At 60.5% G+C, this 25,598-nt stretch carries 23 protein-coding genes; 9 read left to right on the plus strand and 14 right to left on the minus strand.

The genetic code is table 11. The features are described 5' to 3' along the window. Positions 1-28 precede the first annotated feature (28 nt). From AC07UI_RS04455 to AC07UI_RS04465, 3 genes are all read right to left on the minus strand, one after another. The gene (locus AC07UI_RS04455) at positions 29-670 is read right to left on the minus strand and encodes a DUF1345 domain-containing protein (RefSeq protein WP_494991340.1); all 642 of its coding nucleotides are present in this window, start codon (positions 668-670) and stop codon (positions 29-31) included. Positions 671-883: 213 nt separating this feature from the next. Next, positions 884-3,982 carry a multidrug efflux RND transporter permease subunit gene (locus tag AC07UI_RS04460; protein WP_494991341.1) on the minus strand — a complete coding sequence of 1,033 codons (3,099 nt, stop codon included), beginning with the start codon at positions 3,980-3,982 and terminating at the stop codon, positions 884-886. 29 nt (positions 3,983-4,011) lie between these two features. After that, positions 4,012-5,169 (minus strand): efflux RND transporter periplasmic adaptor subunit, encoded by a 1,158-nt coding sequence (locus tag AC07UI_RS04465; RefSeq protein WP_494991342.1) that lies wholly within the window; start codon positions 5,167-5,169, stop codon positions 4,012-4,014. A gap of 250 nt (positions 5,170-5,419) precedes the next feature. Here AC07UI_RS04465 and AC07UI_RS04470 point away from each other — a divergent pair, with 250 nt between their 5' ends. Both AC07UI_RS04470 and AC07UI_RS04475 read left to right on the plus strand, forming a co-directional pair. Continuing rightward, on the plus strand, positions 5,420-6,121 hold the full coding sequence (locus AC07UI_RS04470; RefSeq protein ID WP_494991343.1) for a response regulator: 702 nt from the start codon (positions 5,420-5,422) through the stop codon (positions 6,119-6,121). A 4-nt stretch (positions 6,122-6,125) separates the two neighbouring features. Then, positions 6,126-7,427 (plus strand): ATP-binding protein, encoded by a 1,302-nt coding sequence (locus tag AC07UI_RS04475; RefSeq protein WP_494991344.1) that lies wholly within the window; start codon positions 6,126-6,128, stop codon positions 7,425-7,427. 153 nt (positions 7,428-7,580) lie between these two features. On the opposite strand, the gene pncA is transcribed toward AC07UI_RS04475, so the two are convergent. The 4 genes from pncA to AC07UI_RS04495 form a co-directional block, all read right to left on the minus strand. After that, complete coding sequence (gene pncA / locus AC07UI_RS04480; protein WP_494991345.1) at positions 7,581-8,258, minus strand: bifunctional nicotinamidase/pyrazinamidase; 678 nt, start codon at positions 8,256-8,258, stop codon at positions 7,581-7,583. A 49-nt stretch (positions 8,259-8,307) separates the two neighbouring features. Beyond that, positions 8,308-9,084 (minus strand): anti-sigma factor family protein, encoded by a 777-nt coding sequence (locus AC07UI_RS04485; RefSeq protein ID WP_494991346.1) that lies wholly within the window; start codon positions 9,082-9,084, stop codon positions 8,308-8,310. Beyond that, positions 9,081-9,578 carry an RNA polymerase sigma factor gene (locus AC07UI_RS04490; RefSeq protein ID WP_494991720.1) on the minus strand — a complete coding sequence of 166 codons (498 nt, stop codon included), beginning with the start codon at positions 9,576-9,578 and terminating at the stop codon, positions 9,081-9,083. The genes AC07UI_RS04485 and AC07UI_RS04490 overlap by 4 nt, the downstream gene beginning before the upstream one ends. A 62-nt stretch (positions 9,579-9,640) precedes the next feature. Further along, on the minus strand, positions 9,641-10,183 hold the full coding sequence (locus AC07UI_RS04495) for a tetratricopeptide repeat protein (protein ID WP_494991347.1): 543 nt from the start codon (positions 10,181-10,183) through the stop codon (positions 9,641-9,643). Positions 10,184-10,534: 351 nt separating this feature from the next. On the opposite strand from AC07UI_RS04495, the gene AC07UI_RS04500 reads away from it, so the two are divergent. Both AC07UI_RS04500 and nudC read left to right on the plus strand, forming a co-directional pair. Next, complete coding sequence (locus AC07UI_RS04500) at positions 10,535-11,347, plus strand: crotonase/enoyl-CoA hydratase family protein (protein ID WP_494991348.1); 813 nt, start codon at positions 10,535-10,537, stop codon at positions 11,345-11,347. A gap of 6 nt (positions 11,348-11,353) precedes the next feature. After that, entirely contained in the window at positions 11,354-12,184 is an 831-nt protein-coding gene (gene nudC / locus AC07UI_RS04505; protein WP_494991349.1) for an NAD(+) diphosphatase, read from the plus strand. Here the strand turns inward: nudC and AC07UI_RS04510 are convergent. The 3 genes from AC07UI_RS04510 to AC07UI_RS04520 form a co-directional block, all read right to left on the minus strand. Next, positions 12,152-12,931 carry a TSUP family transporter gene (locus tag AC07UI_RS04510; protein WP_494991350.1) on the minus strand — a complete coding sequence of 260 codons (780 nt, stop codon included), beginning with the start codon at positions 12,929-12,931 and terminating at the stop codon, positions 12,152-12,154. The genes nudC and AC07UI_RS04510 overlap by 33 nt on opposite strands. A 277-nt stretch (positions 12,932-13,208) precedes the next feature. Beyond that, on the minus strand, positions 13,209-13,688 hold the full coding sequence (locus AC07UI_RS04515; RefSeq protein WP_494991351.1) for a nuclear transport factor 2 family protein: 480 nt from the start codon (positions 13,686-13,688) through the stop codon (positions 13,209-13,211). Positions 13,689-13,743: 55 nt separating this feature from the next. Further along, positions 13,744-14,307 (minus strand): TetR/AcrR family transcriptional regulator, encoded by a 564-nt coding sequence (locus tag AC07UI_RS04520; protein WP_494991352.1) that lies wholly within the window; start codon positions 14,305-14,307, stop codon positions 13,744-13,746. Between the two features lie 215 nt (positions 14,308-14,522). Here AC07UI_RS04520 and pssA point away from each other — a divergent pair, with 215 nt between their 5' ends. Continuing rightward, positions 14,523-15,866: a CDP-diacylglycerol--serine O-phosphatidyltransferase gene (pssA, locus tag AC07UI_RS04525; protein WP_494991353.1), complete on the plus strand. Its 1,344-nt coding sequence runs from the start codon at positions 14,523-14,525 to the stop codon at positions 15,864-15,866. Between the two features lie 286 nt (positions 15,867-16,152). Here pssA and efeO (AC07UI_RS04530) read toward each other — a convergent pair whose 3' ends face one another. Genes efeO (AC07UI_RS04530) through efeU form a run of 4 tightly spaced genes read right to left on the minus strand, consistent with a single transcriptional unit; the run spans position 16,153 to position 20,380 of the window. Next, a complete protein-coding gene (efeO, locus tag AC07UI_RS04530; RefSeq protein ID WP_494991354.1) occupies positions 16,153-16,977 on the minus strand; it encodes an iron uptake system protein EfeO in 825 nt (274 codons plus the stop codon). Between the two features lie 34 nt (positions 16,978-17,011). Further along, complete coding sequence (gene efeB / locus AC07UI_RS04535) at positions 17,012-18,310, minus strand: iron uptake transporter deferrochelatase/peroxidase subunit (protein WP_494991355.1); 1,299 nt, start codon at positions 18,308-18,310, stop codon at positions 17,012-17,014. Positions 18,311-18,326: 16 nt separating this feature from the next. Then, entirely contained in the window at positions 18,327-19,526 is a 1,200-nt protein-coding gene (gene efeO, locus AC07UI_RS04540; protein WP_494991356.1) for an iron uptake system protein EfeO, read from the minus strand. Between the two features lie 8 nt (positions 19,527-19,534). Next, positions 19,535-20,380, minus strand: a complete 846-nt coding sequence (gene efeU, locus AC07UI_RS04545) for an iron uptake transporter permease EfeU (protein ID WP_494991357.1) — start codon at positions 20,378-20,380, stop codon at positions 19,535-19,537. Between the two features lie 201 nt (positions 20,381-20,581). On the opposite strand from efeU, the gene AC07UI_RS04550 reads away from it, so the two are divergent. From AC07UI_RS04550 to AC07UI_RS04565, 4 genes are all read left to right on the plus strand, one after another. Then, positions 20,582-21,598 (plus strand): AraC family transcriptional regulator, encoded by a 1,017-nt coding sequence (locus AC07UI_RS04550; protein WP_494991358.1) that lies wholly within the window; start codon positions 20,582-20,584, stop codon positions 21,596-21,598. 343 nt (positions 21,599-21,941) lie between these two features. Beyond that, positions 21,942-23,600 (plus strand): AMP-binding protein, encoded by a 1,659-nt coding sequence (locus tag AC07UI_RS04555; RefSeq protein WP_494991359.1) that lies wholly within the window; start codon positions 21,942-21,944, stop codon positions 23,598-23,600. Positions 23,601-23,616: 16 nt separating this feature from the next. Beyond that, complete coding sequence (locus tag AC07UI_RS04560) at positions 23,617-24,384, plus strand: SDR family NAD(P)-dependent oxidoreductase (protein ID WP_494991360.1); 768 nt, start codon at positions 23,617-23,619, stop codon at positions 24,382-24,384. Between the two features lie 12 nt (positions 24,385-24,396). Beyond that, positions 24,397-25,590 (plus strand): acetyl-CoA C-acyltransferase, encoded by a 1,194-nt coding sequence (locus AC07UI_RS04565; protein WP_494991361.1) that lies wholly within the window; start codon positions 24,397-24,399, stop codon positions 25,588-25,590. Positions 25,591-25,598: the final 8 nt, after the last annotated feature.

The raw sequence follows: 25,598 nt of genomic DNA on the forward strand, positions 1-25,598 counted from the left end.
CCGTGATCGAAGAACTGCAGGCGCTCTTTCACCCAAACAACCCCGCCGCAATATTGATCGAGAAACCCAATATCGCGGTGTTGAACAAAAAGCCGATCAGCGACTGCGCCAGGACGATCTTGCGCAGCCCCCGCGTAGCGATCCCGACGTCCGAGGTTTGCACCGCGACGCCGATGGTGAAGGAGAAGTACAGGAAGTCCCAGTAGTTGGGGTTCACCAGGCCCTCGGCAAAGCGCAGGGCCGGCTCCTTGCCGCCCCAGGTGTAATAAAGCCGGGCGTAATGCACGCTGAAAATGACCCCGATCAGCAGCCATGAGCCGATCACCGTCAACCCGGTGAAGCCGTAGCGCAAGAGTTTGTGGGTGGTGTCCAGGTCTTTGCTGCCGGCCAGTTCGAAGGTAATAGCCGCGAGGCTGGCAATCGCTGCGATGCACACCAGCAATAGCACCAGCCCGGCATTTTCGTCTTCGACCTCGGCGATCCGTTTCACGTCATCGGCCCGTGAACGCACGGTGAGCCAGAACATCAGCGCCAGGTAAGTCCAGACCCCGGCGTTCCAGCCAAAGAGGGTTTTGCTGATAACCGAATCGGCGGGAGCCAGAATGCTGACCACCACACCCAGCAGGGCAGCGGCGGTCAAACGAGGATGGGTGCGGACCAGGTGCGGCATGGTTGTTCTCTGCGGCGGGGCTTTGACGAACCTTAGCATGTGGCTGAATAGAGAACCCTGTAGCAGCTGGCGAAGCCTGCGTTCGGCTCGGTCCGCGCTCGGGCGAAGCAGTCGTAAAAGGTGCGACCGAGATCCTCCTGAAAGACCCCGATCACCGATTTGCGACCGCTGCGCGCTCGAACGCAGGCTTCGCCAGCTGCTACAAAAAGCGGCTCAATCCGCCTTATGCCGCTTCTTCACAAGCTTCATCACCACCACAAAAAACACTGGCACGAACACCACCGCCAGGGTCGCGGTGATCATCCCGCCGATGACTCCGGTGCCGATGGCTTGCTGGCTGGCGGAACTTGCGCCTGTAGCAATCGCCAGCGGCACCACGCCAAGGATGAACGCCAGCGAAGTCATGACGATAGGGCGCAGACGCAGACGTGCGGCTTGCACCGTGGCGTCGATCAGGTCGTGGCCTTCGTCATACAGGCTCTTGGCGAACTCGATGATCAGGATCGCGTTCTTCGCCGACAGACCGATGATGGTGATCAGCCCGACTTTGAAGAACACGTCGTTGGGCATTCCACGCACAGTCACCGCCAACACCGCACCGAGCACTCCCAAAGGCACCACCAGCAACACCGAGGTGGGAATCGACCAACTCTCGTACAGCGCCGCCAGGCACAGGAACACAATCAGCAACGACAGTCCGAGCAGGATCGGTGCCTGGGCGCCGGAAAGGCGCTCCTGCAACGACAATCCGGTCCATTCCTGGCCCAGGCCCGCGGGCAGTTGCGCCACCAGCCGCTGGATTTCTTCCATGGCTTCACCGGTGCTGTGACCCGGTGCCGGTTCCCCGGAAATGCTGATGGCCGGATAACCGTTGTAGCGCGTTAACTGCGCCGGGCCCTGAGTCCAGTTGGCCTGGACGAAGGCCGACAACGGCACCATTTTTTCGGCGTTGTTACGCACGTGGATGTTCAGCAAGTCCGCCACCTGACTGCGTTGATCACCTTCAGCTTGCACCACCACTCGTTGCATCCGGCCCTGATTGGGGAAGTCATTGATGTAAGCCGAGCCCACTGCGGTGGACAGCACATTGCCAATATCGGCAAAGGAGATACCCAAGGCGTTGGCCTGCTTGCGGTCGACTTCCAGTTGCACTTGCGGCGCTTCAGCCAAGGCGCTTTCCCGGACGTTGGCCAGAATCGGGCTTTTCTCGGCCGCAGCCAGCAGTTCGGTACGCGCTTGCATCAGCGCGGCATGGCCGACGCCGCCACGGTCTTGCAGACGGAACTCGAAACCGCTGGAGGTACCGAGACCGTCCACTGGCGGCGGCAGCACCGCGTAAGCCACCGCGTCCTTGACCTGGCTGAGGGCGATGTTGGCCCGGTCAGCGATTGAGGCGGCGGAGTCGTCGCTGCCACGCTCTGACCAGTCTTTGAGCGTGGTGAAGGCCAGCGCCGCGTTCTGCCCGCTGCCGGAGAAGCTGAAGCCGAGGATCACCGTGCTGTCGCCCACTCCGGGCTCGGTGGCGTTGTGCGCTTCGATCTGCTCCACCACCTGCACCGTGCGGTTCTTGCTCGCTCCGGGTGGCAACTGGATGTCGGTGATGGTGTAACCCTGGTCTTCCACCGGCAGGAACGAGGAGGGCAGGCGACTGAAACACAGCCCCAGGCCGATCAACAGCACGCCGTAGATCAACAGATAACGACCGCTACGTTTGAGCGCGTAGACCACCGTGCGTTGATAGCCGTCGCTCAGTTGCTCGAAGCGTCGGTTGAACCCACCGAAGAACCCGCCCCTGGCGTGATGTTCACCCTTGGCGATCGGCTTGAGCAACGTGGCGCACAACGCCGGGGTCAAGGTCAGGGCGAGGAACGCCGAGAACAGAATCGAGGTGGCCATCGACAGTGAGAACTGTTGGTAGATCACCCCCACCGAGCCCTGCATGAACGCCATCGGGATAAACACCGCCACCAGCACCAGGGTGATGCCGATGATTGCGCCGGTGATCTGCTTCATCGCCTTGCGCGTTGCCTCTTTGGGCGACAGGCCCTCGGTGGCCATGATTCGCTCGACGTTCTCTACCACCACGATGGCGTCGTCCACCAGGATGCCGATGGCCAGTACCATGCCGAACATGGTCAGCACGTTGATCGAGAAACCCAGCGCCAGCATGGTCGCAAAGGTACCCATCAGCGCCACTGGTACCACCAGCGTCGGGATCAGCGTGTAGCGGATGTTTTGCAGGAACACAAACATCACCGCAAACACCAGCAACATCGCTTCGCCCAAGGTGTAGATCACTTTGGTGATCGAGACTTTGACGAACGGGGACGTGTCATAGGGGATCTTGTACTCCACGCCGAGCGGGAAATACCGTGCCAGTTCGTCCATCTTCGCCCGCACCAGCGTCGCGGTGCTCAAGGCGTTGGCACCCGGCGACAGCTGCACGCTGACAGCGGTCGACGGCTTGCCGTTCAGGCGGGTGGAGAATTGGTATTCCTGGCTGCCGACCTCGACCCGGGCAACGTCGCCGATACGCACGGTCGAACCGTCGGGATTGGCCCGCAGCACGATGTCGGCGAACTCTTCGGGCGTCGACAACTGGCCTTTGACCAGCACCGTCGCGGTGATTTCCTGAGTCGAACGGGTCGGCAAGTCACCGATGCTTCCGGCCGAGACCTGGGCGTTCTGCGCGGTAATCGCGGCGCTGACATCGGCCGGGGTCAGGTTGAAGCCAATCAGCTTCTGTGGATTGATCCAGATTCGCATGGCCCGCTCGGCGCCATACAGCTGCGCTTTGCCGACGCCATCCAGGCGGCGGATCTCGTTCATCACGTTGCGCGCCAGGTAGTCGCTGAGCGCCACATTGTCGAGCTTGCCGTCACTGGAGGTCAGGGTGATCAGCAGCAGGAACCCGGCCGAAACTTTTTCGACCTGCAAGCCCTGCTGGGTGACCGATTGTGGCAGGCGCGGCTCCACCGCTTTAAGGCGGTTTTGCACGTCGACCTGGGCCATCTCCGGGTTGGTGCCGGGCTGAAAAGTCGCGGTGATGGTGGCGCTGCCCAGGCTGCTCTGGGACTCGAAGTACAGCAAATGGTCAGCGCCGTTGAGCTCCTGCTCGATCAGGCTGACCACGCTTTCGTCCACCGTTTGCGCCGATGCGCCGGGGTAGGTGGCGTGGATTTCGACTTTCGGCGGCGCGACGTTGGGGTACTGCGCCACCGGCAATTGCGGAATGGCCAGGGCGCCGGCCAGCAGGATAAACAACGCGACCACCCAGGCGAATATCGGGCGGTCGATAAAGAATTGCGGCATGGGAGGTGCGTCCTGGGGGCTGTTGCTAGCTACTGGCCAGAAACCTGGGCGAGTGGAAGAGGGGTGTCGTCGATCTGCACTTTCTCTCCGGGGCGAGCATGTTGCAGGCCTTCGATGACAATGCGGTCGCCCGGTTTCAGGCCGTTGGTGACAATCCAGCGATCCTTCTGCTCCTGACCAAGCTGCACCGGTTGCTGACTGACCCGCTGCTCGGCGTCCACCAGCAGCACTTGAGCGATACCGGCGCTGTCACGCAGGATGGCCCGTTGCGGCACGCTGATGCCTTGTGGGTTGACCGCTTGCTCCAGACGTACGCGGATGAAGCTGCCCGGCAGCAGATCGAGGTCCGGATTGGGGAACTCGCTGCGCAGGATGATCTGGCCGGTGCCCGGGTTGACGCTGATGTCGGCAAACAGCAATTTGCCCGGCAGCGGGTAAAGGCTGCCGTCGTCCTGAATCAAGGTGGCGCGGGCCTGATCCTGCCCGACCTGTTGCAACTGCCCGGCGCGGAAGGCGCGGCGCAGGTCGTTCAGCTCACGGGTCGACTGGGTCAGATCGGCGTGGATCGGGTCCAGTTGCTGGATCAGCGCCAATGGTGTGGTTTCGTTCTGCCCGACCAGTGCGCCCTCAGTGACCAGTGCCCGGCCAATGCGCCCGGAAATCGGCGCGGTGACCGTGGCGTAGCCCAGGTTCAGTCTGGCCCGTTGTACCGCGGCCTGATTGGCCGCTACATCGGCAGCCGTCTGCCGGACGCTGGCTCGGGCGTTGTCATAATCCTGGCCGCTGATGGCGTTGCCTTCGACCAGCTGGCTGTAACGCTGCTCCTGCAAGCGTGCCTGGAACGCATTGGCCTCGGCCTTGCGCAGGCTGGCCAGGGCGCTGTCGAGGTCGGCCTTGAACGGCGCCGGGTCGATGCGAAACAGCACGTCGCCTTGCTTGACGTCGGAACCTTCACGGAACGTGCGTTGCAGCACGACGCCGGCCACCCGCGCCCGCACTTCGGCAATCCGCGGCGCGGCGATCCGTCCGCTCAGTTCGCTGCTGATAGACAGTGGCTGCGCCTGGAGGGTTTCGATCCGGACCGTGGCCAGCGGTGGCTGTTCTTCGGCGGTGGAGGACTTGTCACAAGCGCTCAGCGTCAATGCCAATGCAATCAGGCCAAGCTTTGCAAACAGGTTCTTTGACATGTGAATACCCCAATAATGACTCAGGCATGCTACGGGGAGTCGTCGGGGGTAGCGGTGAAGCTTTGTAGGTGCTCTGTGAAATTGTGTGAAGGTTTTGCTCGCGGGTGCGCCAGGGCGTATATCCTTTGCGACCGCTTCGCGGTCGATCGCGGGCAAGCCTCGCTCCTACGGTTTTGCACCGTTCCTGTAGGAGCGAGGCTTGCCCGCGAAGACGGACTAACAGTCACCACAGCACTTTCTGGAAACACCCATGCCCAACATCCTCCTGGTCGAAGACGACACCACGCTCTGCGAACTGATCGCCAGCTACCTGGAACGCAATGGCTATCAGGTCAGTGTGATCAGCCGCGGCGACCAGGTGCGTGAGCGTGCGCGAGTCAATCCACCGGATCTGGTGATCCTCGACCTGATGCTGCCGGGCCTCGACGGGCTGCAAGTCTGCCGCTTGCTGCGGGCCGATTCGGCGACGTTGCCGATTCTGATGCTGACCGCCCGCGACGACAGCCACGATCAGGTGCTGGGCCTGGAAATGGGTGCCGACGATTACGTCACCAAGCCCTGCGAGCCGCGTGTGCTGCTGGCGCGGGTGCGGACCTTGCTGCGGCGCAGCAGTCTCAGCGAGCCGCAAACGGCCAGCGACCGTATTTTGATGGGCAACCTGTGCATCGATTTGTCGGAACGCAGCGTGACCTGGCGTGAGCAACTGGTGGAGCTGTCCAGCGGCGAGTACAACCTGCTGGTGGTGCTGGCCCGGCATGCCGGTGAAGTCCTGAGCCGCGATCAGATCCTGCAACGCCTGCGTGGCATCGAGTTCAACGGCACCGACCGCTCGGTGGACGTGGCCATCTCCAAGCTGCGGCGCAAGTTCGACGATCACGCCGGTGAAGCACGCAAAATCAAAACGGTGTGGGGCAAGGGTTACTTGTTCAGTCGTTCCGAGTGGGAATGCTGAGCCGATGCTGAGAACGCTGATTCGGTTGTACCTGATCACCATCGTCACCTTCAGCGCGGCGATTTACCTGATCCCGGACCTGGTGATCAAGGTTTTCCATGAGCGCTTTGTGAACTACAACCTGGACCAGTCCCGCGGTCTGCAAAACCTGATCGTCAAACAGTTTCACGCGGTGCCGGCCGAGCAATGGCAGGCGTTGGCAACCGAAATGGATCAGCAGTTCCGGCCGTTGCAGGTGGCGTTGGTGCGCAACGACGACCCGGACTTCAGCGCCTACGAAACCGAGCGTTTGCAGCGTGGCGAGAAAGTGGTCCGTCTGGGCGATTGGGGCTGGCGCACGTTGACCGTAGCGCCACTGGATGAGCAGAGGGTGGTCAAGCTGATCGTTCCGCCGGACCCATTGGACGTCAACTTGCTGTACTGGAGCATGAACGTGCTGATCGTCGCAGCGTTGCTGGCCTGCCTGCTGTTCTGGCTACGTGCGCACTGGCGTGATCTGGAACGTTTGAGTGGCACCGCCGAGCGCTTCGGCAAGGGCCATTTGAGTGAGCGCACGCAAATCCTGGCCAGCTCCAATATCGGTAGCCTGGCCAATGTGTTCGACACCATGGCCGGTGATATTGAAAACCTGCTCAACCAGCAACGCGATCTGCTCAACGCCGTGTCCCATGAACTGCGCACGCCGCTGACCCGGCTCGACTTTGGCCTGGCGCTGGCGCTTTCCGACGACTTGCCGGCGGCCAGCCGCGAGCGCTTGCAGGGGTTGGTAGCGCATATCCGCGAGCTGGATGAGCTGGTGCTGGAGCTGCTGTCCTACAGCCGCCTGCAAAATCCGGCGCAGGTGCCTGAACAGGTGGAGGTGTCCCTCGATGAGTTCATCGACAGCATTCTGGGTAGCGTCGATGAGGAGCAGGAGTCCCCGGACATCGTGATCGATGTCCTGCTGCATGGCATGCTTGAGCGCTTTACCCTCGACCCGCGGTTGACCGCTCGGGCGATCCAGAATTTGTTGCGCAATGCCATGCGCTATTGCGAGCGGCGAATTCAGGTGGGGGTTGAGGTATGCCCCAAAGGCTGCAAAATCTGGGTCGACGACGACGGCATTGGCATTCCCGACGGCGAGCGCGAACGGATCTTTGAACCCTTCTATCGACTGGACCGCAGCCGCGACCGCGCCACCGGAGGCTTTGGCCTGGGCCTGGCCATCAGCCGCCGGGCGCTGGAAGCCCAGGGCGGCACCCTAACGGCCGAGACTTCACCGCTGGGCGGGGCGCGATTCAGGTTGTGGTTGCCGGTGCTGGAGTGAACAACCTTAATCCAGTGCCGGGTTACTGATCGTTCCCACGCTCCGCGTGGTAACGCATCCAGTGACGCTCTGCGTCACAGCCGGACGGAAGTGTCCAGGGCGGCATTCCTTTGCTGCGCGTGGGAACGATCAAAACCTTGACCCCAGGATCTCTCACAAAAACGCCGTCGCACTCTCCACATCGTTTGCGGTGATCAACCGCACGCCCGCCGTTTGCATCCGTTGCGTGGCAGCGGCCAGCGAGCCGTCCCTGTCAATCGCTCTGCAGGCATCCACCACAACAAAGGCGTTGAACCCGGCCGCTCGCGCATCGAGTGCCGAATACATCACACAAAAATCCAGCGCCAGTCCGACCATATAGACCGTGTCGATCCCGCGCGCTTTCAGATAACCGGCCAGTCCGGTGGTGGTTGTGCGATCGGCTTCGACAAAGGCCGAATAGCTGTCGATGTCAGGGTTGCAGCCTTTGCGGATGATCAGTTGCGCGTGGGGCAGATTCAAGTCGGCGTGAAGCTCGGCACCGTGGCTGGCTTGCAGACAGTGATCAGGCCAGAGCGTTTGCGCACCGTAAGGCAGCTGAACACTGTCGTAAGGCTTGCACCCCGGGTGGCTGGAGGCGAACGAGGCATGTCCGGCCGGGTGCCAGTCCTGAGCGATGACCACTTGTTTGAAGTGGCTGGCAATGCGATTGATCAGCGCAACAATCACATCCCCTTCAGGCACCGCCAGTTGGCCGCCGGGAATAAAGTCGTTCTGCACGTCGATGACCAACAGCACACTGCGATTGCGGGGTGTACCGAGTGATTTCCATTGAACCGTGGTGGTTGTCATGCCGGGATCCTCCCTGGAAGTAAGATGCCAAGCATAGTGCCAACTGTGATCAAGCGCTGAATCGGCTTCTAAATAGCTGCGCCATGGCCTCAAGCTCCGCTGTCGGGTTATGGCCGATGACCATGTAGGCGTGATCGGTTTCGGACCAGTAGACGATATTCATCCCGTGCCGTTGCTCTTGCGCGGGAGGGCGAGTGGCGTTTTTTGAGCGGGTGATGCACAGCGCCAACGGACCGTGGATCGGGTCCAGGTATGTGATCTGGGCAATCGGCACACCATCGTATTCGAGCAACTGCGCGCGTTTGAGTACAGGTCGCGGTAGCACCAGTTGTGCCGGTTCCAGTGCCAGTCCCAAGCGCTGGTCGATGGTTTTTAACTGTGCGCGTTGAGACGCTTCGTCGTCGGGGAGGTTGTCCAGGGTTTGCGGGGTGTAGAGGGCCATGTAGTCAGCCACCAATCCACGCCAGTTGGTTTCAACCTTGGGCGTGGATCCGAGAAACAGCCGATCGGCCGCGATGCCTGCAACCAGAAAACCTGCTGCAACCGCGATGAAATGGCGTCGGCTCAACGCAGCGCTGGTCGCCGGCGACGGCAAGATGTTGAGTATTGCGGCCAGCCGGTCCCGGGGCGCCTGATCGAGTAAATCCGCATAGACGCTCTGGAAGGGCAGATCACTGCGCGACAGCCACTCAAGACGCTGTTCCAGGGTTTCGTCATTAGACAGTGCAAAATCGACCCGGTCCCGGTCCTCGGCACTCAGCTGACCGTCGAGGTAGGCCACCAGCAGTTCATCCGATGGTCCTTGTTGCGAGCGCTGGTCAGTCATCGCCGTTCTCCTGTCGAGGTGGTGGGCACTGAGTGCAGGGGCGGATGCTCGGCCAGCTTCAAACGAGCGGCAGCCAGACGGCTCATGACGGTGCCGATGGGGACCGCGAGGACCTCGGCGACTTCCCGGTAAGACAGACCCTCGACATAGGCCAGAAACACCGTTTCGCGCTGCGCCTCAGGCAAGGCATCGACGCGTTTGATCACTTGTGCGGCCAGCACGTGGGTCTGCGCTGCGTGTTCACCATCGAACGACAAGACGCTGTCCGCTTCGACGAACCCCAGACCCTGGCGCACCCGCAGCGCGCGGACCTCGTTGAGCCAGATCGAATGCAGGATGCTCAGCAACCAACGATCCATGCGCGTGCCCGGCACAAACTGCCCGGCACGCTCCAGCGCCCGCACGCAGGTGGCCTGCACCAGGTCTTCAGCCACGTGCCGTTGCCGAGACAACACCAGGCCATAACGCCATAAACGCGCCAGATGCTGGCCCAGCTCTGCTCGTATTGTCTGATCGCCGGCGATAGCGGCCTCCGTTATTGTTGTTGGAAGGTTTTTCAGGTTTTCGACGAGTCGGCGATGGCTTCGGCCAGGTCCTTGTATTCCTCGCAGGTGGTGCTGCAAATCGACTTGATGCTCTGCAACTGCTCTTGCGCCAGATCCAGCCGGCCTTTGATCACATAGGCCTCGCCGAGGTATTCACGCACTTGCGCATAGTGCGGATCGAGTTTGACCGATTGCAAATAGTAGCCAATGCCTTCGTCGGTACGCCCCAGTTTGCGCGTGGCGTAGCCGCGGTAGTTCAGGGCTTTGGCGGTGTTCGGTTGTTTGAGGGTGTCGAGCAGGGCGAGGGCTTCTTCATAGCGACCGTCCCTGGCCAGACGGAACGCATAATCGGTGCGGTCTGCATCCGGGGTCAGGCTACTTTGCTGGTCCACACAACCTTTGCTGCGAGTGTCCCAGACCTTGCCTTTCGGGCAGTTGGGTTTGGCCGGGGCGGATTCATCGCCATGGGCCATTACCAGGGAGCTGGATAACGCCGCTGCCAGACAACCGGCGAGCAGCAGCGGGGTGGTGAAAATAGCGAGGCGGGTGTTCATCAGCGATGCTCCGATCGGTGGGATTTAGGTATTGAAGAACCTACAGAGAGAACACCTGACGGTGGTTAATTATTCATGCCTGCCTGAATATCGGTGCATATCCCCGTAGCAGCTGGCGAAGCCTGCGTTCGGCAGCGCAGCGGTCGTAGTTCGGTTATCGCGGTTAGCCTGGAGAAATGCAGAGTCTGATTCTACGACCGCTGCGCGCTCGAACGCAGGCTTCGCCAGCTGCTACAGGGGGCCGTACAGGCCCGAGAGTCCCGCATTTGGCCGATGCGCTGCCTTACTGCCAACCGCGATGGCTTGTTATAGTCTGGCCCTCATTTTCCAGCCCCGGTAAGGATTACTGTCATGTCCGAATACCAAGCCTTTCGCGTCGAACTGGCGGACAATATCGCCCATGTGCAGATAAATCGTCCGGAAAAGATCAACTCGATGAATGCGCTGTTCTGGACCGAGATCATCGAGATTTTCCAGTGGATCGATGACACTGATGAAGTCCGGGTGGTGGTGCTCAGCGGCGCGGGCAAGCACTTTTCGTCCGGTATCGACCTGATGATGCTGGCTTCGGTGGCCAACGAGCTGGGCAAGGACGTCGGCCGTAACGCGCGACTGCTGCGGCGCAAGATCCTGCAACTGCAAGCCTCTTTCAATGCCGTCGACAACTGCCGCAAACCGGTGCTGGCGGCGATTCAGGGCTATTGCCTGGGCGGCGCCATCGATCTGATCGCGGCTTGCGATATGCGTTACGCTGCCGAAGACGCGCAGTTCTCGATCAAGGAAATCGACATGGGCATGGCTGCCGATGTTGGCACTTTGCAACGGTTGCCGCGAATCATTGGTGACGGCATGCTTCGTGAACTGGCTTACACGGGACGTACCATCGGTGCCGAAGAAGCGCGTAGCATTGGCCTGGTCAACCGCAGCTACCCTGATGCGGTCAGCCTGCTCGAAGGCGTGATGGGCATCGCCCGGGAAATTGCCGCCAAGTCGCCGATTGCGATTGCCGGGACCAAAGAGATGATCAGTTACATGCGCGATCACAGCATCAACGACGGACTGGAATACATCGCGACCTGGAACGCCGCCATGCTGCAATCCGCTGATCTACGCTTGGCCATGGCCGCGCAAATGAGCAAGCAGAAACCCGAATTTCTGGATTGATAAAAAATGACTTTACGCTGGACCACCGCAGTACTCGATACCGACGTTCCCGGCGGCTGGGCCGTGGCCCGCAGCAGCGACGGGTTTTTGTTCGATGACAACGGCGCGCTGTTCCCGCGCGAATGGCTGAAACGTCAGGAGCTGTCGATTCTGGCAGAACATGGTATTGGCCATCTGGACGGCGAACCGGTTTACCTGCTGGAGCTCAAAAGCGCCTCCGAGGTGCCGGGTTGCCGCTGGCAAGGTCTGCGGGCGTTCATGCTCGAGGGGGATCACACCGTCTACAAAGTGCTGGGTTATGCCGCGCAAATTGGCACCTGGGCACGCGAACATCGCTTTTGTGGCAACTGCGGTCAGGCGATGCAGCAACTTCCACGCGAACGGGCGATGTACTGCGAGCCATGCGACCTGCGGCATTACCCGCGGATTTCACCGAGCATGATCGTGCTGATCACCCGCGGCGATGAGGTGTTGCTGGCCCGCTCGCCACGCTTTGTCCCCGGGGTCTACAGCACTCTGGCCGGGTTCGCCGAGCCTGGAGAGTCGGCCGAGGATTGCCTGATTCGTGAAGTGCGCGAAGAGGTGCAGATCGAGGTCAAGAACATCCAGTACGTCGGTAGCCAGTGCTGGCCGTTCCCGCACTCGATGATGCTCGGTTTCCATGCCGAGTACGCCGGCGGTGAAATCGTGCCGCAGGAAGACGAGATCGAAGATGCGCAGTGGTTCAACATTCACGCGCTGCCGCCGTTGCCGGCGTCACGCTCGATTGCCCGCTACCTTATCGATCTCTACGTGGCGCGCCGTTTAGGCCATGCTGAACCAGTGTTGCCAGGCTAGGCGCACGGTCAAGCCCAGCACCACGGTGATGAACACCGGGCGAATGAACTTCGCACCGCCGCTGATGGCGGTGCGCGCGCCGAAGAACGCCCCAACCATTACCGAGATGCCCATGCTCAGGCCGATGATCCAGTCCACCTGACCGGAAAACAGGAACACTGACAGCGCCGCGATGTTGCTGACGAAGTTCATGCTGCGCGCCACGCCACTGGCCTTGACCAGGTCGATGGGGTACAGCAGCAGGCTGCTGACAGTCCAGAACGCACCGGTGCCGGGGCCGGCCACACCGTCGTAGAAACCCAGGCCGAAGCCTTGGGTCGACTGCCACTTCTTTTTGATCGGCGCGTCGCTGTCCAGCGGCGCTTTCGGCGTGCCGCCAAACAGCAGGTACACACCACAGGCGAAGACGATCACCGGCAGCATCTTGTTCAGCCACTCGGCCGGCATGTAATGCGCAACAATTGCGCCAACCAGGGCCCCCACCAACGTTCCGACAACCGCGTGCATCCACTGGCGCGGGTGGAACAGTTTGCGCCGGTAGAACGTGAAACTGGCGGTGGCCGAGCCGAAGGTGGAACTGAGCTTGTTGGTGCCCAGCACCAGGTGCGGCGGCAAACCGGCGGTGAGCAAGGCCGGGGTGGTGAGCAAGCCGCCACCGCCGGCGATGGCATCGATAAAACCGGCGATGAAGGCAACAAGGACAAGGATGGCGAGGGTGACGAGGTCTACGCTGAGTTCGAAAGGCATGGGATCGACTTATTCGGCGGGGCGCAGAAGAGGCTGCGCGAAAGGCCGGTATCTTACCCCTATGTTTCACTTGCAGCGACCGTCGTAGAGCATTCGCGGGCAAAGTCCGCACTCACAGGTCGTGCGCGGACCATGTAGGAGCAGCCGGTCGACGCTCGATTGCTCGCGATGGACTCAAGGGCGACGCGTTCATTCAGAAAGCACGCGTTATCGTTAACGTCCATCGCGAGCAAGCTCGCTCCTACAAGGGGGCAGGTAAGCCACAGGAAGTGGCTGCTTACAGCCCCAAATCAGACAACCCCGGATGCTCATCCGGGCGACGACCCAGTGGCCAGTGGAACTTGCGGTCGCTTTCCTTGATCGGCATGTCGTTGATGCTGGCGTGCCGGTTGGACATCAGCCCGTATTCGTCGAACTCCCAGTTTTCATTGCCATAGGAGCGGTACCAGTTGCCGGAGTCGTCGTGCCATTCATAGGCGTAACGCACGGCAATGCGGTTATCGGTAAAGGCCCAGAGTTCCTTGATCAGCCGGTAGTCGAGCTCTCTGGCCCATTTGCGGGTCAGGAAGCCTTTGGCTTCTTCGCGGTTGTTGGCGAACTCGGCGCGGTTACGCCATTTAGTGTCCAGGGTATACGCCAGGGACACCCGTTGTGGATCGCGGGAGTTCCAGCCGTCTTCGGCCAGGCGAACCTTTTCGATGGCCGACTCACGGGTGAAAGGTGGAAGTGGCGGACGAACTTCAGCGTTAGATGACATTTAAAGTCTCCAGAGAAAGATAAAGTTCAAGCAGGTGCTGTCTTGTTTAAAACAATCACAGGTCCAATAACTTTCGCGCCATGCATTGCGCATTATCGGCGGCACTCTGATCGCCCATGACAAGAGCAACGGTAATGGCGCCATCGATCAGGATAAGCAGCTGTCTGGCCTGCTCCTGCGGGTCTTGCACGCCATGTTCTGTACAGAGCTTGCACAGGTAGTCGAGCAGCTTCTGTTTATGTTCTCTGGCCACCAGGCGCACCGGGTTCTGCGGGTCGCCGGTTTCGCCGCTGGTGTTGATGAACGCGCAGCCGCGAAAGCCTTCGCTGGCAAACCAGCCCTTGAGTACGGTGAACACATTGAGCAGGCGCGCCTCCGGGGTCGGGGCCTTGTCGACCTCGGTCCGGAACCAGTGCATCCAGCGTTCATCACGGCGCTGCAAGGCGGCGACGGTGAGTTCGTCCTTGTTCGCAAAGTAGCGATAAATGCTCTTTCTGGAGACACCGGCGGTTTTCACCAGAAGATCCATGCCGGTGGCAGCGATGCCACTTTTGTAGATCAGCTTTTCGGTGACATCCAGAATGATGTCGCGCGTTTCGTTGCTAGTGATTTCGTTCATGCGGCCAACAGTAGAACGATCGTTCTTCTTAGTCAATAGGTTATTTTATCAGCGATGATCGTTCCCACGCTCCCGCGTGGGAATGCAGCCTGTGACGCTCTGCGTGACATTTACGGCGGACGCGGAGCGTCCAATGAGGCATTCCCACGCAGAGCGTGGGAACGATCAATGGTGTAAGCTCATCCGCTCTTTGGATTCGACCTCTTGCGAGCCTTATGCCGTCGCTTTTCAAACGCTCCCTGCTGCCAAAACTGCGCAGTTTTCCGCTGACTGCAGATGCCGTCACCATCCTCTCTGGCGCCGCAGAGTTTCGCCGCTGTCTGCTGGAGAAAATCGCCCAGGCTACGCAGCGCATTTATATCGTGGCGCTGTACCTGCAGCAGGATGAAGCCGGCCAGGAAATCCTCGATGCCTTGCACGCTGCCAAAACCGCTCGGCCCACACTTGAGGTGGTGGTTGTGGTCGACTGGTTACGCGCTCAGCGCGGTTTGATCGGTGCTGGCAAGCAGCCGGGCAATTCGGCCTGGTATCAGGCCCAGACCCGCGCTCATGCCAGCCAAGTGCCGGTGTACGGTGTGCCTGTGCAGACCCGCGAGCTGTTCGGTGTGTTGCACCTCAAGGGCTTCGTGATCGATGACTGTGTGATCTACAGTGGCGCCAGTCTGAATAACGTCTACCTGCACAAGTTCGACAAGTACCGTTTTGATCGTTACCACTTGCTGCAGTGTGGCGCGTTGGCCAACTCCATGCAGCACCTGATCGAGCACGGCCTGATCGCCTCCAGAGCGGTTCACCGCCTGGACCTGCCGAATCTGCCGAGTACCCGCAGCCTGCGCAATGACATTGGTGATCTGCGCAGCCGTCTGAAGCACGCCGCTTACGACACCACTTTCGGTAGCGTCAACAAGGGCGGTTTGTCGGTCAGCCCGCTGCTCGGGGTCGGCAAGAACAACCCCTTGAGCCGGGTGATCTGTGAGTTGATCGCCAACGCTCACCGGCAACTGACGATCTGTACGCCGTATTTCAACCTGCCGCTGGCGGTGACCCGAGAAATCAACCGGGCGCTGGCACGTGGGGTGAAAATCGACATCATCGTTGGCGACAAGACCGCCAACGACTTCTACATTCCGCCGAGTGAGCCGTTCAAGGTGATTGCGGCGCTGCCGTATCTCTACGAAATCAGCCTGCGACGTTTCGCCAAACGCCATCAGCCGGTGATCGACAGCGGTCAGTTGAACCTGCATCTATGGCGCGACGGCGACAACACCTACCACCTCAAGGGCATGTGGATCGATCAGCGTTACACCTTGCTGACCGGCAACAATCTCAACCCGCGCGCGTTCCGCCTGGATCTGGAAAACGCCTTGCTGATCGATGACCCGAAAAACGAGCTGATGGAGCCGCGTCAGACTGAACTGGCGGAGATTTTTCGCAACACCAGTCGCATCGAACATTTTCAGCAGCTTGATACCCTGCCGGACTACCCGCCAGCGGTCGGCAAGTTTTTGCGTCGGGTCAGCCGGGTGCGGATCGAGCGCTTGCTCTACCGCATTCTGTAAGGCTTGGCCGGGAACCCTTTGTCTGGCGGCAGGCCAACAGGCGATCAACATTATTAGTGCATGAATAGGGAGATATACGCAGGGGGGGCGACTGATCGTTCCCACGCTATGCGTGGGAACTCCTCCGTGGCCGCGTAGCAATCGCTCTGGATGTGACGCGCAGCGTCACGGGCTGCATTCCCACGCGGGAGCGTGGGAACGATCCATGAACAGGAAACGCACAACACCTGTAGGAGCGAGGCTTGCCCGCGAGGCGTCGGTTCAGGCGACGCTGAAGCAATTGCTCTTAATTGAGCCCCAGCTTGCCACGCAACGTCGACAAATCTTCTGCCAGGGTGTTAACCGGACCGACCAGCGCTTTGCGGTCGTTTTCCTTGACCTTGTCGTACGTCTCGAAACCACCATCAGCCGTTTTGTACTTGGCCAGAATCGTGTTCACGCTGGTGAAGTTTTTGTCGACTTTGGCGATGAAGGCTTTGTCCTGTTTCTCCAACTGCGGACGGAACAGCTCGACGATTTTCTTCGCACCATCGATGTTGCCCTGGAAGTCATACAGGTCGGTGTGGCTGTAACGGTCCTCTTCGCCGGCGATCTTGGTCGCAGCGACTTCTTCGAGCAGCGAGGCGGCACCACCCACCACTTTCTCTGGCGGGAAGGTCAGGCCGGCCACGCGGGTCTGCAGTTCTTTGACGTCTTTGTTCAGGCCGTCGGCCAGTTCACCGAGACCTTGGGTGCTGTTCTCGGAGAACAGCGAGTATTCAATACGGTGAAAACCGGTGAAGTCCTCGGCCTTGACGCCTTTTTCGTGGTCGTTGACACGCGAATCGATGGACGCATCGAGGTCACTGAACAGTGCGGCAATCGGCTCGATCGACTCGTAGTAAACCCGGGTCGGCGCGTAGAGCTTTTTGGCGGTGGCCAGGTCGCCTTTTTTCAGCGCGTCGGTGAACTGCTGGGTGTGGCTGGCCATTTCGTCGAGCTGTTCGGTGACATAGATTTTGTAATCCGAGATCGGTCCTACCAGCTCCAGCGGCGCGGTTGCAGCGAAAGCCGAGAGAGGAGTGTGGAGCAGGCCAAGGGTCAGCAACAAAGCAAGAGGCGTCTTTTTCATGGGACTTTTCCGAGAAGGTTATTGTGTTTAGGGGTTAAGCCGTGGTTTTGGGGTGTGTTGCGTCAAGCAGCGAACGACCGATGAAGTCTTTGTCGCCGGTCACGCCAGGCAGCGTGAAGAAATAACCGCCGCCCACCGGCTTGAGGTATTCCTCCAGGGGCTCGCCATTGAGCCGGGTCTGCACGGTGATAAAGCCTTTCTCCAGGTCGGCCTGGTAGCAGATGAACAACAAACCCATGTTCAACTGACCGTTCTTGCTCACGCCGTTGGAGTAGTTGAAGGGCCGGCGCAGGATCAGGCTGGCCTGAGTCGCCGCGGTGCGCGGGTTGGCCAGGCGGATGTGCGCATCCATTTTGGTCAGTTTGCCGTGGGGGTCTTTGGCGTAATCCGGGACCTGGGTTTCCTTCTGGCCATCCATCGGTGCACCGCTGGTTTTGACCCGGCCGATGATGCTTTCCTGCTCTTGCAGCGGCGTGCGGTCCCAACGCTCGACGAAGTTGCGGATGATCCGCACCGCCTGATAGCTACCGTTGGCCGCCCAGGCCGGTTCATCGCTGCCGGGCTGGACCCAGACGATCTGGTCCATGCTCTTGCTGTCGTTGGAATCGGGGTTGGCCGAGCCGTCACGGAAACCGAGGAAGTTGCGCGCACTTTGCGCAGGTTCACCGGGGCGTACAGGGGCTTGTGGCGGCACGCTGCCTTCCTGTTTCCAGCGCACCAGCAGCAGGTCCGGAAGGTTTTTCACGATGTCGCGCAGGGCGTGGATATTAGTGTCGGCAGTGTTGGCGCAGAACTGCAGGCTCAAGTCGCCGTGGCAGCTATCGGGATCAAGGGCGTCGTTGGGGAAACCGACCATGCGGATCAGGCGCTTGGGTTTGGCCCCGCTCAGGCCGAAACGCTCGTCGAACAGCGATTCGCCGACCGACACGGTGATGGTCAGGTTGTCCGGGGTGACCACTGGCCCGAGGATTCCGGAGTCTACTGGCGGCAGCTTCGGGTCGACCTGCGACACCGGACCGCCGCTCATCAGGAATGCAATGCGTTCGTTGAGGGTGCGGAACAAGCGCTCCAGGTCCTTGCGGTCGCTGGCGAGCACATCGAAGGACACCAGCATGCCGCAAGATGGGCGCGGGGTGACGATGCCGGTCTGATGTTTGCCATGAAAATCGTGCCGATCGTGAGTTTTCTCACTGCTCGGTGCTTCGGTGACTTGCGCCGGGCTGGCGGCCATGGCCGGGCAGCTCAACGTGCTGCCGGCCAACGCCACGCCAGCGGCGCCCATGCCGAGCAAAACGCGGCGACGCTGGGCGGAGAAATGATTTGAGTCGTTCATGTGTGTTGGTCTTCTACTACAGGCCGGAAAGGCCAAGGGCGGGATCGATTCCATCGAGTACATCGGCCAGAGCCTTGGCCTTGTTGGCAAGTCGCACGCGCTGATCGGCACCGACGCTGTCGTAGGTGCTGTAACCGTTTGTCATGCGCAAATCATTGAACTGGGCATCGAGTGCGGTGGTGGCGCTGTCGATCTGTGTCAGCAGCCCGGCGGCGGACTTGGCCAGCAACGGCCGCAACAGGTCGACGACTTTGCGCGTCGCTTCCAGGTTGGCGGCGAAACCGTTGAGGTCGCTATGGCTGTAGCGTTCTTCTTCACCGCTGCTGCCGCGCACCTCGGCAATGCTGCGCATGCTCCGGGTAACGATATTCACCAGTTGCTCAGGTGGCAGCGATTGCGCCATCAGCTGTTGCTTGAGCCGGGTGACATCGCTGAGCAAGCGCTGGGCAACGGGCGTGAGGTTATCGACAGAGCGTTGTTGGAACAGTGCGTATTCGATGCGGTGCAAGCCGACGAAGCCGGTGTCTTGCTCGCGTTTCTCGAAGTAGTCAGCGCGAGCGTTGATCGCCCGATCGAGCTCGGCCAGGCGCTGAGCGGCCGGTGCAATGCGCTGGTAAGCGGCGCTGGCCGGCACATACAGCGCTTGAGCCTGACTCAGGTCACCGGATGCTATCGCTTGTTCAAGGGCTGTGACGGCGGTGATCAATGCGCTGCTTTGGCGGCTCAAGTAAACCCGGAACTCCGACAGCGGGCCGATAAACGCCACCATCGATGGACGCGCCTTGGCGCTGGCTTCGGACTCGGCGGTCGGGGTCACGTGCAGCGTGCCGCGCGGGTTGCTCAGCAGGCCACAGGTGATCGCGTAATCGCCTGGCCGCAAATAGGCGTTGATCACCTGGCTCAGACCCGGGGCGATGTTTTCGCGTTCTTCGACCACCAGCACGCCGTCGAGGATTTCCCATTCCACGGCACGATCAGAGCGATTGAGAATACGAAAACTGGCGTGTCCGGCAGGCAGGGTCAGGACATTCGGCTCGCAGCTGTGGGGAGCGATGGTGACGGTGATTTCGTCGTGGCTGGCCTGGCGCTTGGCGGCGGCCATTTTCGACGCGTAAAAGAACAGCCCACCGGCGGCGATCATCACGATCACTGAACCGGCCACTGCCCAGCGCAAGGCGCGGGGTGGCGAGGCCTGTGCAGAGGCTTGGTTTGACATGGAGGCCCTTACTGAGCGGAAACGGAAGAGGGTTGGCCTGGCGCAGGTCGGGGCGCCGCCGGAACGAAGAACAGCACCAGTGTCACCACCAGATAAATCAGGTAGACACCCAAGGTGCTGATGGTTGGTGCGTCCTGGTAACCGAACATGCCGGCCAGCACCGAGCCCAGCGGGCCATCCATTGGCAAGGTTGTGCTGAAATCGAAGAGCACGGTTTGCAGGTGATTCCACAGGCCCGCTTCATGCAGGGCACGCACCGAACTGGCGAGGATCCCGGCGGCGACCACCAGAATGAACAGTCCGGTCCATCGGAAGAACGCCCCGAGGTTCAGTCGCATGCTGCCGGTGTAGATCAAAAAGCCCACGACAATCGACAGGATCAAGCCGAACAGGGCGCCGATCGGTGCGGCCGGACCTTCGCTTTGCTGGAACACCGCAAGCAGGAAAAACACCGTTTCCAGGCCTTCCCGGGCGACGGCGAAAAACACCATGACGATCAGCGCCGTGATCTGATGCCTGGAACCGGTCAGCGCCTGATCGAGGGAGGCGTGAAGGGAATGCTTGATCGAGCGTGCGACCTTACGCATCCAGAACACCATGGAACTCAGAATGGCCACGGCCATCAGGCCGACCACGCCTTCGAAGAGTTCCTGCTGTTTTTGCGGGAATTCGGCACTGACCAGTTCCAGCCCGCCACCGACCAGAAAAGCCAGTGCTGCGGCGAGGAACACACCGATCCACATGGCGGGCATCCACTGATCACGACCGGTTTGCTTGAGGTAACTGGCGATGATGCCAACGATTAACGCCGCTTCAATGCCTTCGCGCAGCATGATCAAAAAAGGAACCAGCATTCAGCACCGTGTTGAGAATGATTAATGGGGGCTAATTTGTAACATAATGATACTCATTGCTAAATGTGGTTGATTGGTATTTACCTGAACGGATGCTGAACGAAAGAAGGTTCTGTGGTGCGCCGAAAAGATCGCAGGCTGCGCCAGCGCCTACGTTAAGATGGCCGCCCCATTCATTTGCGCAGGGCAGTGCAATCGTCAATGTCGGAAAAAGACACCATTTCCATCCAGCTCGTGCGCGAAGCGCTGCTGCAGAGTTGCGCGCCCGGTACCGCCACGCATGAGGTATTGCACAAGGTCGGGATCGATCCGATGCTGCTGGAGGTCGCTGACGCCCGCGTACCGGCCACCGCCTATGCACGGCTGTGGCGCTTGTTGGCCCGGCGCCTGGACGATGAGTTCTTTGGTATGGATCCGCGCCAGCTGAGGTCCGGTAGCCTGGCGTTTCTGTGTCGTTCCAGCATGGCGCAACCGACGCTTGCGACGAGCCTGGCGTCGGGGCTGGAGTTTCTTTCCTTGATGCTCGAACGCTTGCCGGCACAGCTTGTTCATCAGCAGAGCCTGGCGGAAATCGTCCTGCTCGAAGACGATAAGGAACCGCGGCGAGCATTTACCTATTTCACCTACTGGATGATTGTCCACGGCGTTGCCTGCTGGCTGGCCGGGCGGCGCATTCCGATTCTCGCCATTGAGCTGCGTTGCCCGGAGCCAGACTTTTGCGACGACTATAAGGTGATGTTTTCCGAGAACCTGCGTTTTGACCGACCGCGGACCCGGATGATTTTTTCGGCGGATTGCCTCGATCTGCCAATCAAGCGCAGCAGCGATGAACTCAAGCGTTTTCTGGCTCATGCACCAGCCAATATCCTGGTCAAGTATCGCGACCCGGAAAGCCTGGCCAGCCGGATCAAGAACGATCTGCGGCACTTGCCCGCCGAACACTGGCCGGAAACCGATAGCCTGGCGCAACGTCTGTGCATGTCGGCTTCAACCTTGCGCCGCCGTCTGGCCGAAGAGGGCCAGACCTATCAAGGACTCAAGGACAGCGTGCGCAAGGAGCTGGCGATACTCTGGCTGGCCGAACCGCAGATCAGCTTCGCCGAAATCGCCACGCGGCTGGGATTTGCCGATGCCAGCTCGTTCTACAAAGCGTTTCGCAAGTGGTCAGGGTCCAATCCCGGGCATTACCGGAGTTTGATTTTGAATGAGGCGGGGTAGGACGCAGCACTTGGCCTTAGACCTTGATCGTTCCCACGCTCCCGCGTGGGAATGCAGCCCGTGACGCTCCGCGTCACTGCCAAAGCGGACGCGGAGCGTCCAGTGAGGCATTCCCACGCAGAGCGTGGGAACGATCCAAAAGCGTTTCGCAAGTGGTCAGGGTTCAATCCCGGGCATTTGATCGTTCCCACGCTCCCGCGTGGGAACGATCAATCCTTCAAATCTTGGCCAAACCAGTCACGTAACTTGATAGCTTTGACCATTGCCCAGCACCCCACACGGAGCGAGTATTTCCAGGATTTTTCACGGTTCCTACTAATAAAAAGACCGAGGGATTCTGGTGATGCGCGATTACTTGTCTGCCACTGCACAATTCGATTATCAACACACTGTCGATGAAGCCCTGAAGGGCACTCTGGCGGGGCTCAATGCGTGCGTCGAATGCTGCGACCGGCATGCCTTGCCGGGACGTATTGCGTTGTTCTGGGAGGGCCGCGATAGCACCAGTGCGACCTACACCTTCAGCGAATTGCAGGACAAGGCCGCGCGCTTCGCCAACTTTCTGCTGGCCCAAGGCGTCAAGAAGGGCGACAAAGTCGCAGGCCTCTTGCCGCGTAACGTTGAGTTGCTAATTACAGTCTTCGCCACCTGGCGCATTGGCGCGGTCTACCAGCCGTTGTTTACCGCCTTCGGCCCCAAAGCCATCGAGCATCGGCTGAGCAGCTCCGGTGCAGCGCTGGTGGTGACCGACGCCGCTAACCGTTCCAAACTCACCGAAGTGACCGGCTGCCCGACCATCGTCACCGTGGGCGGGCCCAAGGGCCAGGGCATCGTGCGCGGTGACTTCAGTTTCTGGGCCGAGCAAGCCAACTATTCGGCCGACTGCGAGCCAGTCCTGCTTAGCGGCGACGATCCTTTCCTGCTGATGTTCACCTCGGGCACCACCGGTCCGTCCAAAGCGCTGGCCGTACCGCTCAAGGCGATTGTCGCGTTTCAGAGCTATACCCGTGACGCAGTGGACCTGCGCCCGGAAGACGCTTTCTGGAACGTTGCCGATCCGGGTTGGGCCTACGGCATCTATTTCGGCGTTACCGGCCCGCTGTCCATGGGCCATCCGATCACCTTCTACGATGGTCCGTTCACCCTGGAAAGCACCTGCCGGGTGATCAACAAATACGGCATTACCAACCTGACCGGTTCGCCGACGGCGTATCGCTTGCTGATCGCCGGCGGTGATGAGTTCGCCCGCTCGATCAAGGGCAAGCTGCGTATCGTCAGCAGCGCCGGTGAGCCGCTGAACCCGGAAGTGATTCGCTGGTTCGCCGATAACCTGGGGGTGGTCATCCACGACCATTACGGCCAGACCGAGCTAGGCATGGTGCTGTGCAATCACCACGGTCTGGAGCATCCGGTGCATGTCGGTTCGGCAGGTTTCGCCTCGCCTGGGCACCGAATTGTGGTGCTCGATGATCACTACCAGGAGCTGCCGGCCGGGCAGCCGGGCATTCTGGCGATTGATCGCACCCAGTCACCGATGTGCTGGTTCGCCGGCTATGAAGGTGCGCCGACCAAGGCATTTGTAGGCAACTACTACCTCAGCGGCGATACCGTGGAGCTGAACCCGGACGGCAGCATCAGCTTCGTCGGCCGCAGCGATGACGTGATCACCACTTCGGGTTATCGGGTCGGCCCGTTCGACGTGGAGAGCGCACTGATTGAACACCCGGCGGTGGTCGAGGCGGCGGTGATCGGAAAACCCGACCCGGAACGCACCGAGCTGGTGAAAGCCTTTGTCGTGCTCAGCCCGCAATACCGTGCCGCGCCGCAGCTGGCCGAAGAGCTGCGCCAGCACGTGCGCAAGCGCCTGGCGGCGCACTCGTACCCCCGTGAAATCGAATTTGTCAGCGAACTGCCGAAAACCCCAAGCGGCAAGTTGCAGCGCTTTATCTTGCGCAATCAGGAAATCGCCAAGGCTCAAGAGGCCGTGGCTCACAAGGCTTGAACCCAAGGAAACAACGATGCAGATCGAAAATAAGGTTTTTCTCGTCAGCGGCGGCGCGTCCGGTTTGGGCGCCGCTACGGCTGAGATGCTGGTGGCCGCTGGTGCCAGGGTGATGCTGGTGGATTTGAACGCCGACGCCGTGGCGGCCCAAGCGCAAAAGCTCGGTTCACAGGCGCAAAGCGTCGTGGCCGATATCTGTCAGGAAGCGGCAGCCGAGGCTGCGGTAAAGGCAACGGTCGCAGCCTTTGGCGGGTTGCACGGGCTGGTCAACTGCGCGGGCGTGGTGCGCGGCGAGAAGATTCTCGGCAAGAACGGCCCTCATGCGCTGGCCAGTTTCAGCCAGGTGATCAACGTCAACCTGATCGGCAGCTTCAACCTGCTGCGTCTGGCAGCCGCGGCCATTGCCGACGGCGAAGCCGATGCCGACGGTTCACGCGGTGTGATCATCAACACCGCCTCGGCCGCCGCCTTCGACGGCCAGATCGGTCAGGCGGCCTATGCTGCTTCCAAAGGCGCGATTGCCAGCCTGACCTTGCCCGCCGCCCGTGAACTGGCGCGCTACGGCATTCGGGTGATGACCATCGCTCCGGGGATCTTCGAAACCCCAATGATGGCCGGCATGACCCAGGAAGTGCGCGACTCTCTCGCCGCTGGCGTTCCGTTCCCGCCGCGTCTGGGCAAACCTTCGGAGTACGCTGCGCTGGTTAGGCATATTATTGAAAACAGCATGCTCAACGGTGAGGTGATCCGTCTCGACGGTGCCTTGCGCATGGCCGCCAAGTAAGGAGGATTTATCATGACTATTACCAACGATCCGATTGTTATTGTCAGTGCCGTCCGCACCCCAATGGGCGGTTTTCAGGGTGAACTGAAAAGCCTGAGCGCACCGCAACTGGGTGCCGCTGCGATCCGCGCTGCAGTCGAGCGCGCCGGTGTTGCACCTGGCGCGGTGGAAGAAGTGTTATTCGGTTGCGTGCTCTCGGCCGGTCTCGGTCAGGCGCCCGCACGGCAAGCGGCGCTGGGCGCCGGGCTCGACAAGTCGACCCGCTGCACCACGCTGAACAAAATGTGCGGTTCCGGTATGGAGGCAGCCATTCTGGCCCACGACATGCTGCTGGCCGGCAGCGCCGAGGTGGTGGTGGCCGGTGGCATGGAAAGCATGTCCAACGCACCCTATCTGCTGGACCGCGCCCGCAGTGGCTTGCGCATGGGCCATGGCCAGGTCATCGACCATATGTTTTTCGACGGTCTGGAAGACGCTTACGACAAGGGCCGCCTGATGGGCACCTTTGCCGAGGATTGCGCCGAAGCCAACGGCTTCAGCCGCGAAGTTCAGGACGAATTTGCCATTGCTTCGACGACTCGTGCCCAACAGGCGATCAAAGACGGCAGTTTCGCCGCCGAGATCGTGCCGTTGCAGGTGATGGTCGGCAAGGAGCAGAAGCTGATCAGCGACGATGAGCAACCGCCAAAGGCCAAACTGGACAAGATTACCGGGCTGAAACCGGCGTTCCGCGAAGGCGGCACGGTCACTGCTGCCAACTCCAGCTCGATTTCCGACGGCGCTGCGGCATTGGTATTGATGCGCCGCTCCGAGGCTGAAAAACGTGGCCTCAAACCGCTGGCAGTGATTCACGGCCACGCGGCGTTTGCCGATACGCCGGGCCTGTTCCCGGTGGCACCGGTGGGTGCGATCAAGAAACTGATGAACAAGACCGGCTGGTCGCTGGATGAGGTCGAACTGTTCGAAGTCAACGAGGCCTTTGCGGTGGTCAGTCTGGTGACCATGAGCAAACTGGAAATCCCCCATGAGAAGGTCAACGTACACGGTGGCGCTTGCGCCCTGGGCCATCCGATCGGTGCGTCCGGTGCACGGATTCTGGTGACGCTGCTTTCGGCCCTGCGCCAGAAAGGCCTGCATCGCGGCGTGGCGGCCATCTGCATCGGTGGCGGCGAAGCAACGGCCATGGCTGTTGAAGTCCTGTACTAAGGAATCCT

It is taken from the genome of Pseudomonas sp. GW821-FHT04C07, assembly GCF_059420325.1.

Coding starts and splice junctions, on each gene's coding strand:
- efeO (WP_494991354.1), bottom strand. CDS start 16,977: ATGAAAAAGACGCCTCTTGCTTTGTTGCTGACCCTTGGCCTGCTCCAC.
- AC07UI_RS04460 (WP_494991341.1), bottom strand. CDS start 3,982: ATGCCGCAATTCTTTATCGACCGCCCGATATTCGCCTGGGTGGTCGCG.
- efeB (WP_494991355.1), bottom strand. CDS start 18,310: ATGAACGACTCAAATCATTTCTCCGCCCAGCGTCGCCGCGTTTTGCTC.
- pssA (WP_494991353.1), top strand. CDS start 14,523: ATGCCGTCGCTTTTCAAACGCTCCCTGCTGCCAAAACTGCGCAGTTTT.
- nudC (WP_494991349.1), top strand. CDS start 11,354: ATGACTTTACGCTGGACCACCGCAGTACTCGATACCGACGTTCCCGGC.
- AC07UI_RS04475 (WP_494991344.1), top strand. CDS start 6,126: ATGCTGAGAACGCTGATTCGGTTGTACCTGATCACCATCGTCACCTTC.
- AC07UI_RS04485 (WP_494991346.1), bottom strand. CDS start 9,084: ATGACTGACCAGCGCTCGCAACAAGGACCATCGGATGAACTGCTGGTG.
- pncA (WP_494991345.1), bottom strand. CDS start 8,258: ATGACAACCACCACGGTTCAATGGAAATCACTCGGTACACCCCGCAAT.
- efeU (WP_494991357.1), bottom strand. CDS start 20,380: ATGCTGGTTCCTTTTTTGATCATGCTGCGCGAAGGCATTGAAGCGGCG.
- AC07UI_RS04470 (WP_494991343.1), top strand. CDS start 5,420: ATGCCCAACATCCTCCTGGTCGAAGACGACACCACGCTCTGCGAACTG.
- AC07UI_RS04520 (WP_494991352.1), bottom strand. CDS start 14,307: ATGAACGAAATCACTAGCAACGAAACGCGCGACATCATTCTGGATGTC.
- AC07UI_RS04565 (WP_494991361.1), top strand. CDS start 24,397: ATGACTATTACCAACGATCCGATTGTTATTGTCAGTGCCGTCCGCACC.
- AC07UI_RS04455 (WP_494991340.1), bottom strand. CDS start 670: ATGCCGCACCTGGTCCGCACCCATCCTCGTTTGACCGCCGCTGCCCTG.
- AC07UI_RS04465 (WP_494991342.1), bottom strand. CDS start 5,169: ATGTCAAAGAACCTGTTTGCAAAGCTTGGCCTGATTGCATTGGCATTG.
- AC07UI_RS04555 (WP_494991359.1), top strand. CDS start 21,942: ATGCGCGATTACTTGTCTGCCACTGCACAATTCGATTATCAACACACT.
- efeO (WP_494991356.1), bottom strand. CDS start 19,526: ATGTCAAACCAAGCCTCTGCACAGGCCTCGCCACCCCGCGCCTTGCGC.
- AC07UI_RS04495 (WP_494991347.1), bottom strand. CDS start 10,183: ATGAACACCCGCCTCGCTATTTTCACCACCCCGCTGCTGCTCGCCGGT.
- AC07UI_RS04560 (WP_494991360.1), top strand. CDS start 23,617: ATGCAGATCGAAAATAAGGTTTTTCTCGTCAGCGGCGGCGCGTCCGGT.
- AC07UI_RS04515 (WP_494991351.1), bottom strand. CDS start 13,688: ATGTCATCTAACGCTGAAGTTCGTCCGCCACTTCCACCTTTCACCCGT.
- AC07UI_RS04500 (WP_494991348.1), top strand. CDS start 10,535: ATGTCCGAATACCAAGCCTTTCGCGTCGAACTGGCGGACAATATCGCC.
- AC07UI_RS04510 (WP_494991350.1), bottom strand. CDS start 12,931: ATGCCTTTCGAACTCAGCGTAGACCTCGTCACCCTCGCCATCCTTGTC.
- AC07UI_RS04550 (WP_494991358.1), top strand. CDS start 20,582: ATGTCGGAAAAAGACACCATTTCCATCCAGCTCGTGCGCGAAGCGCTG.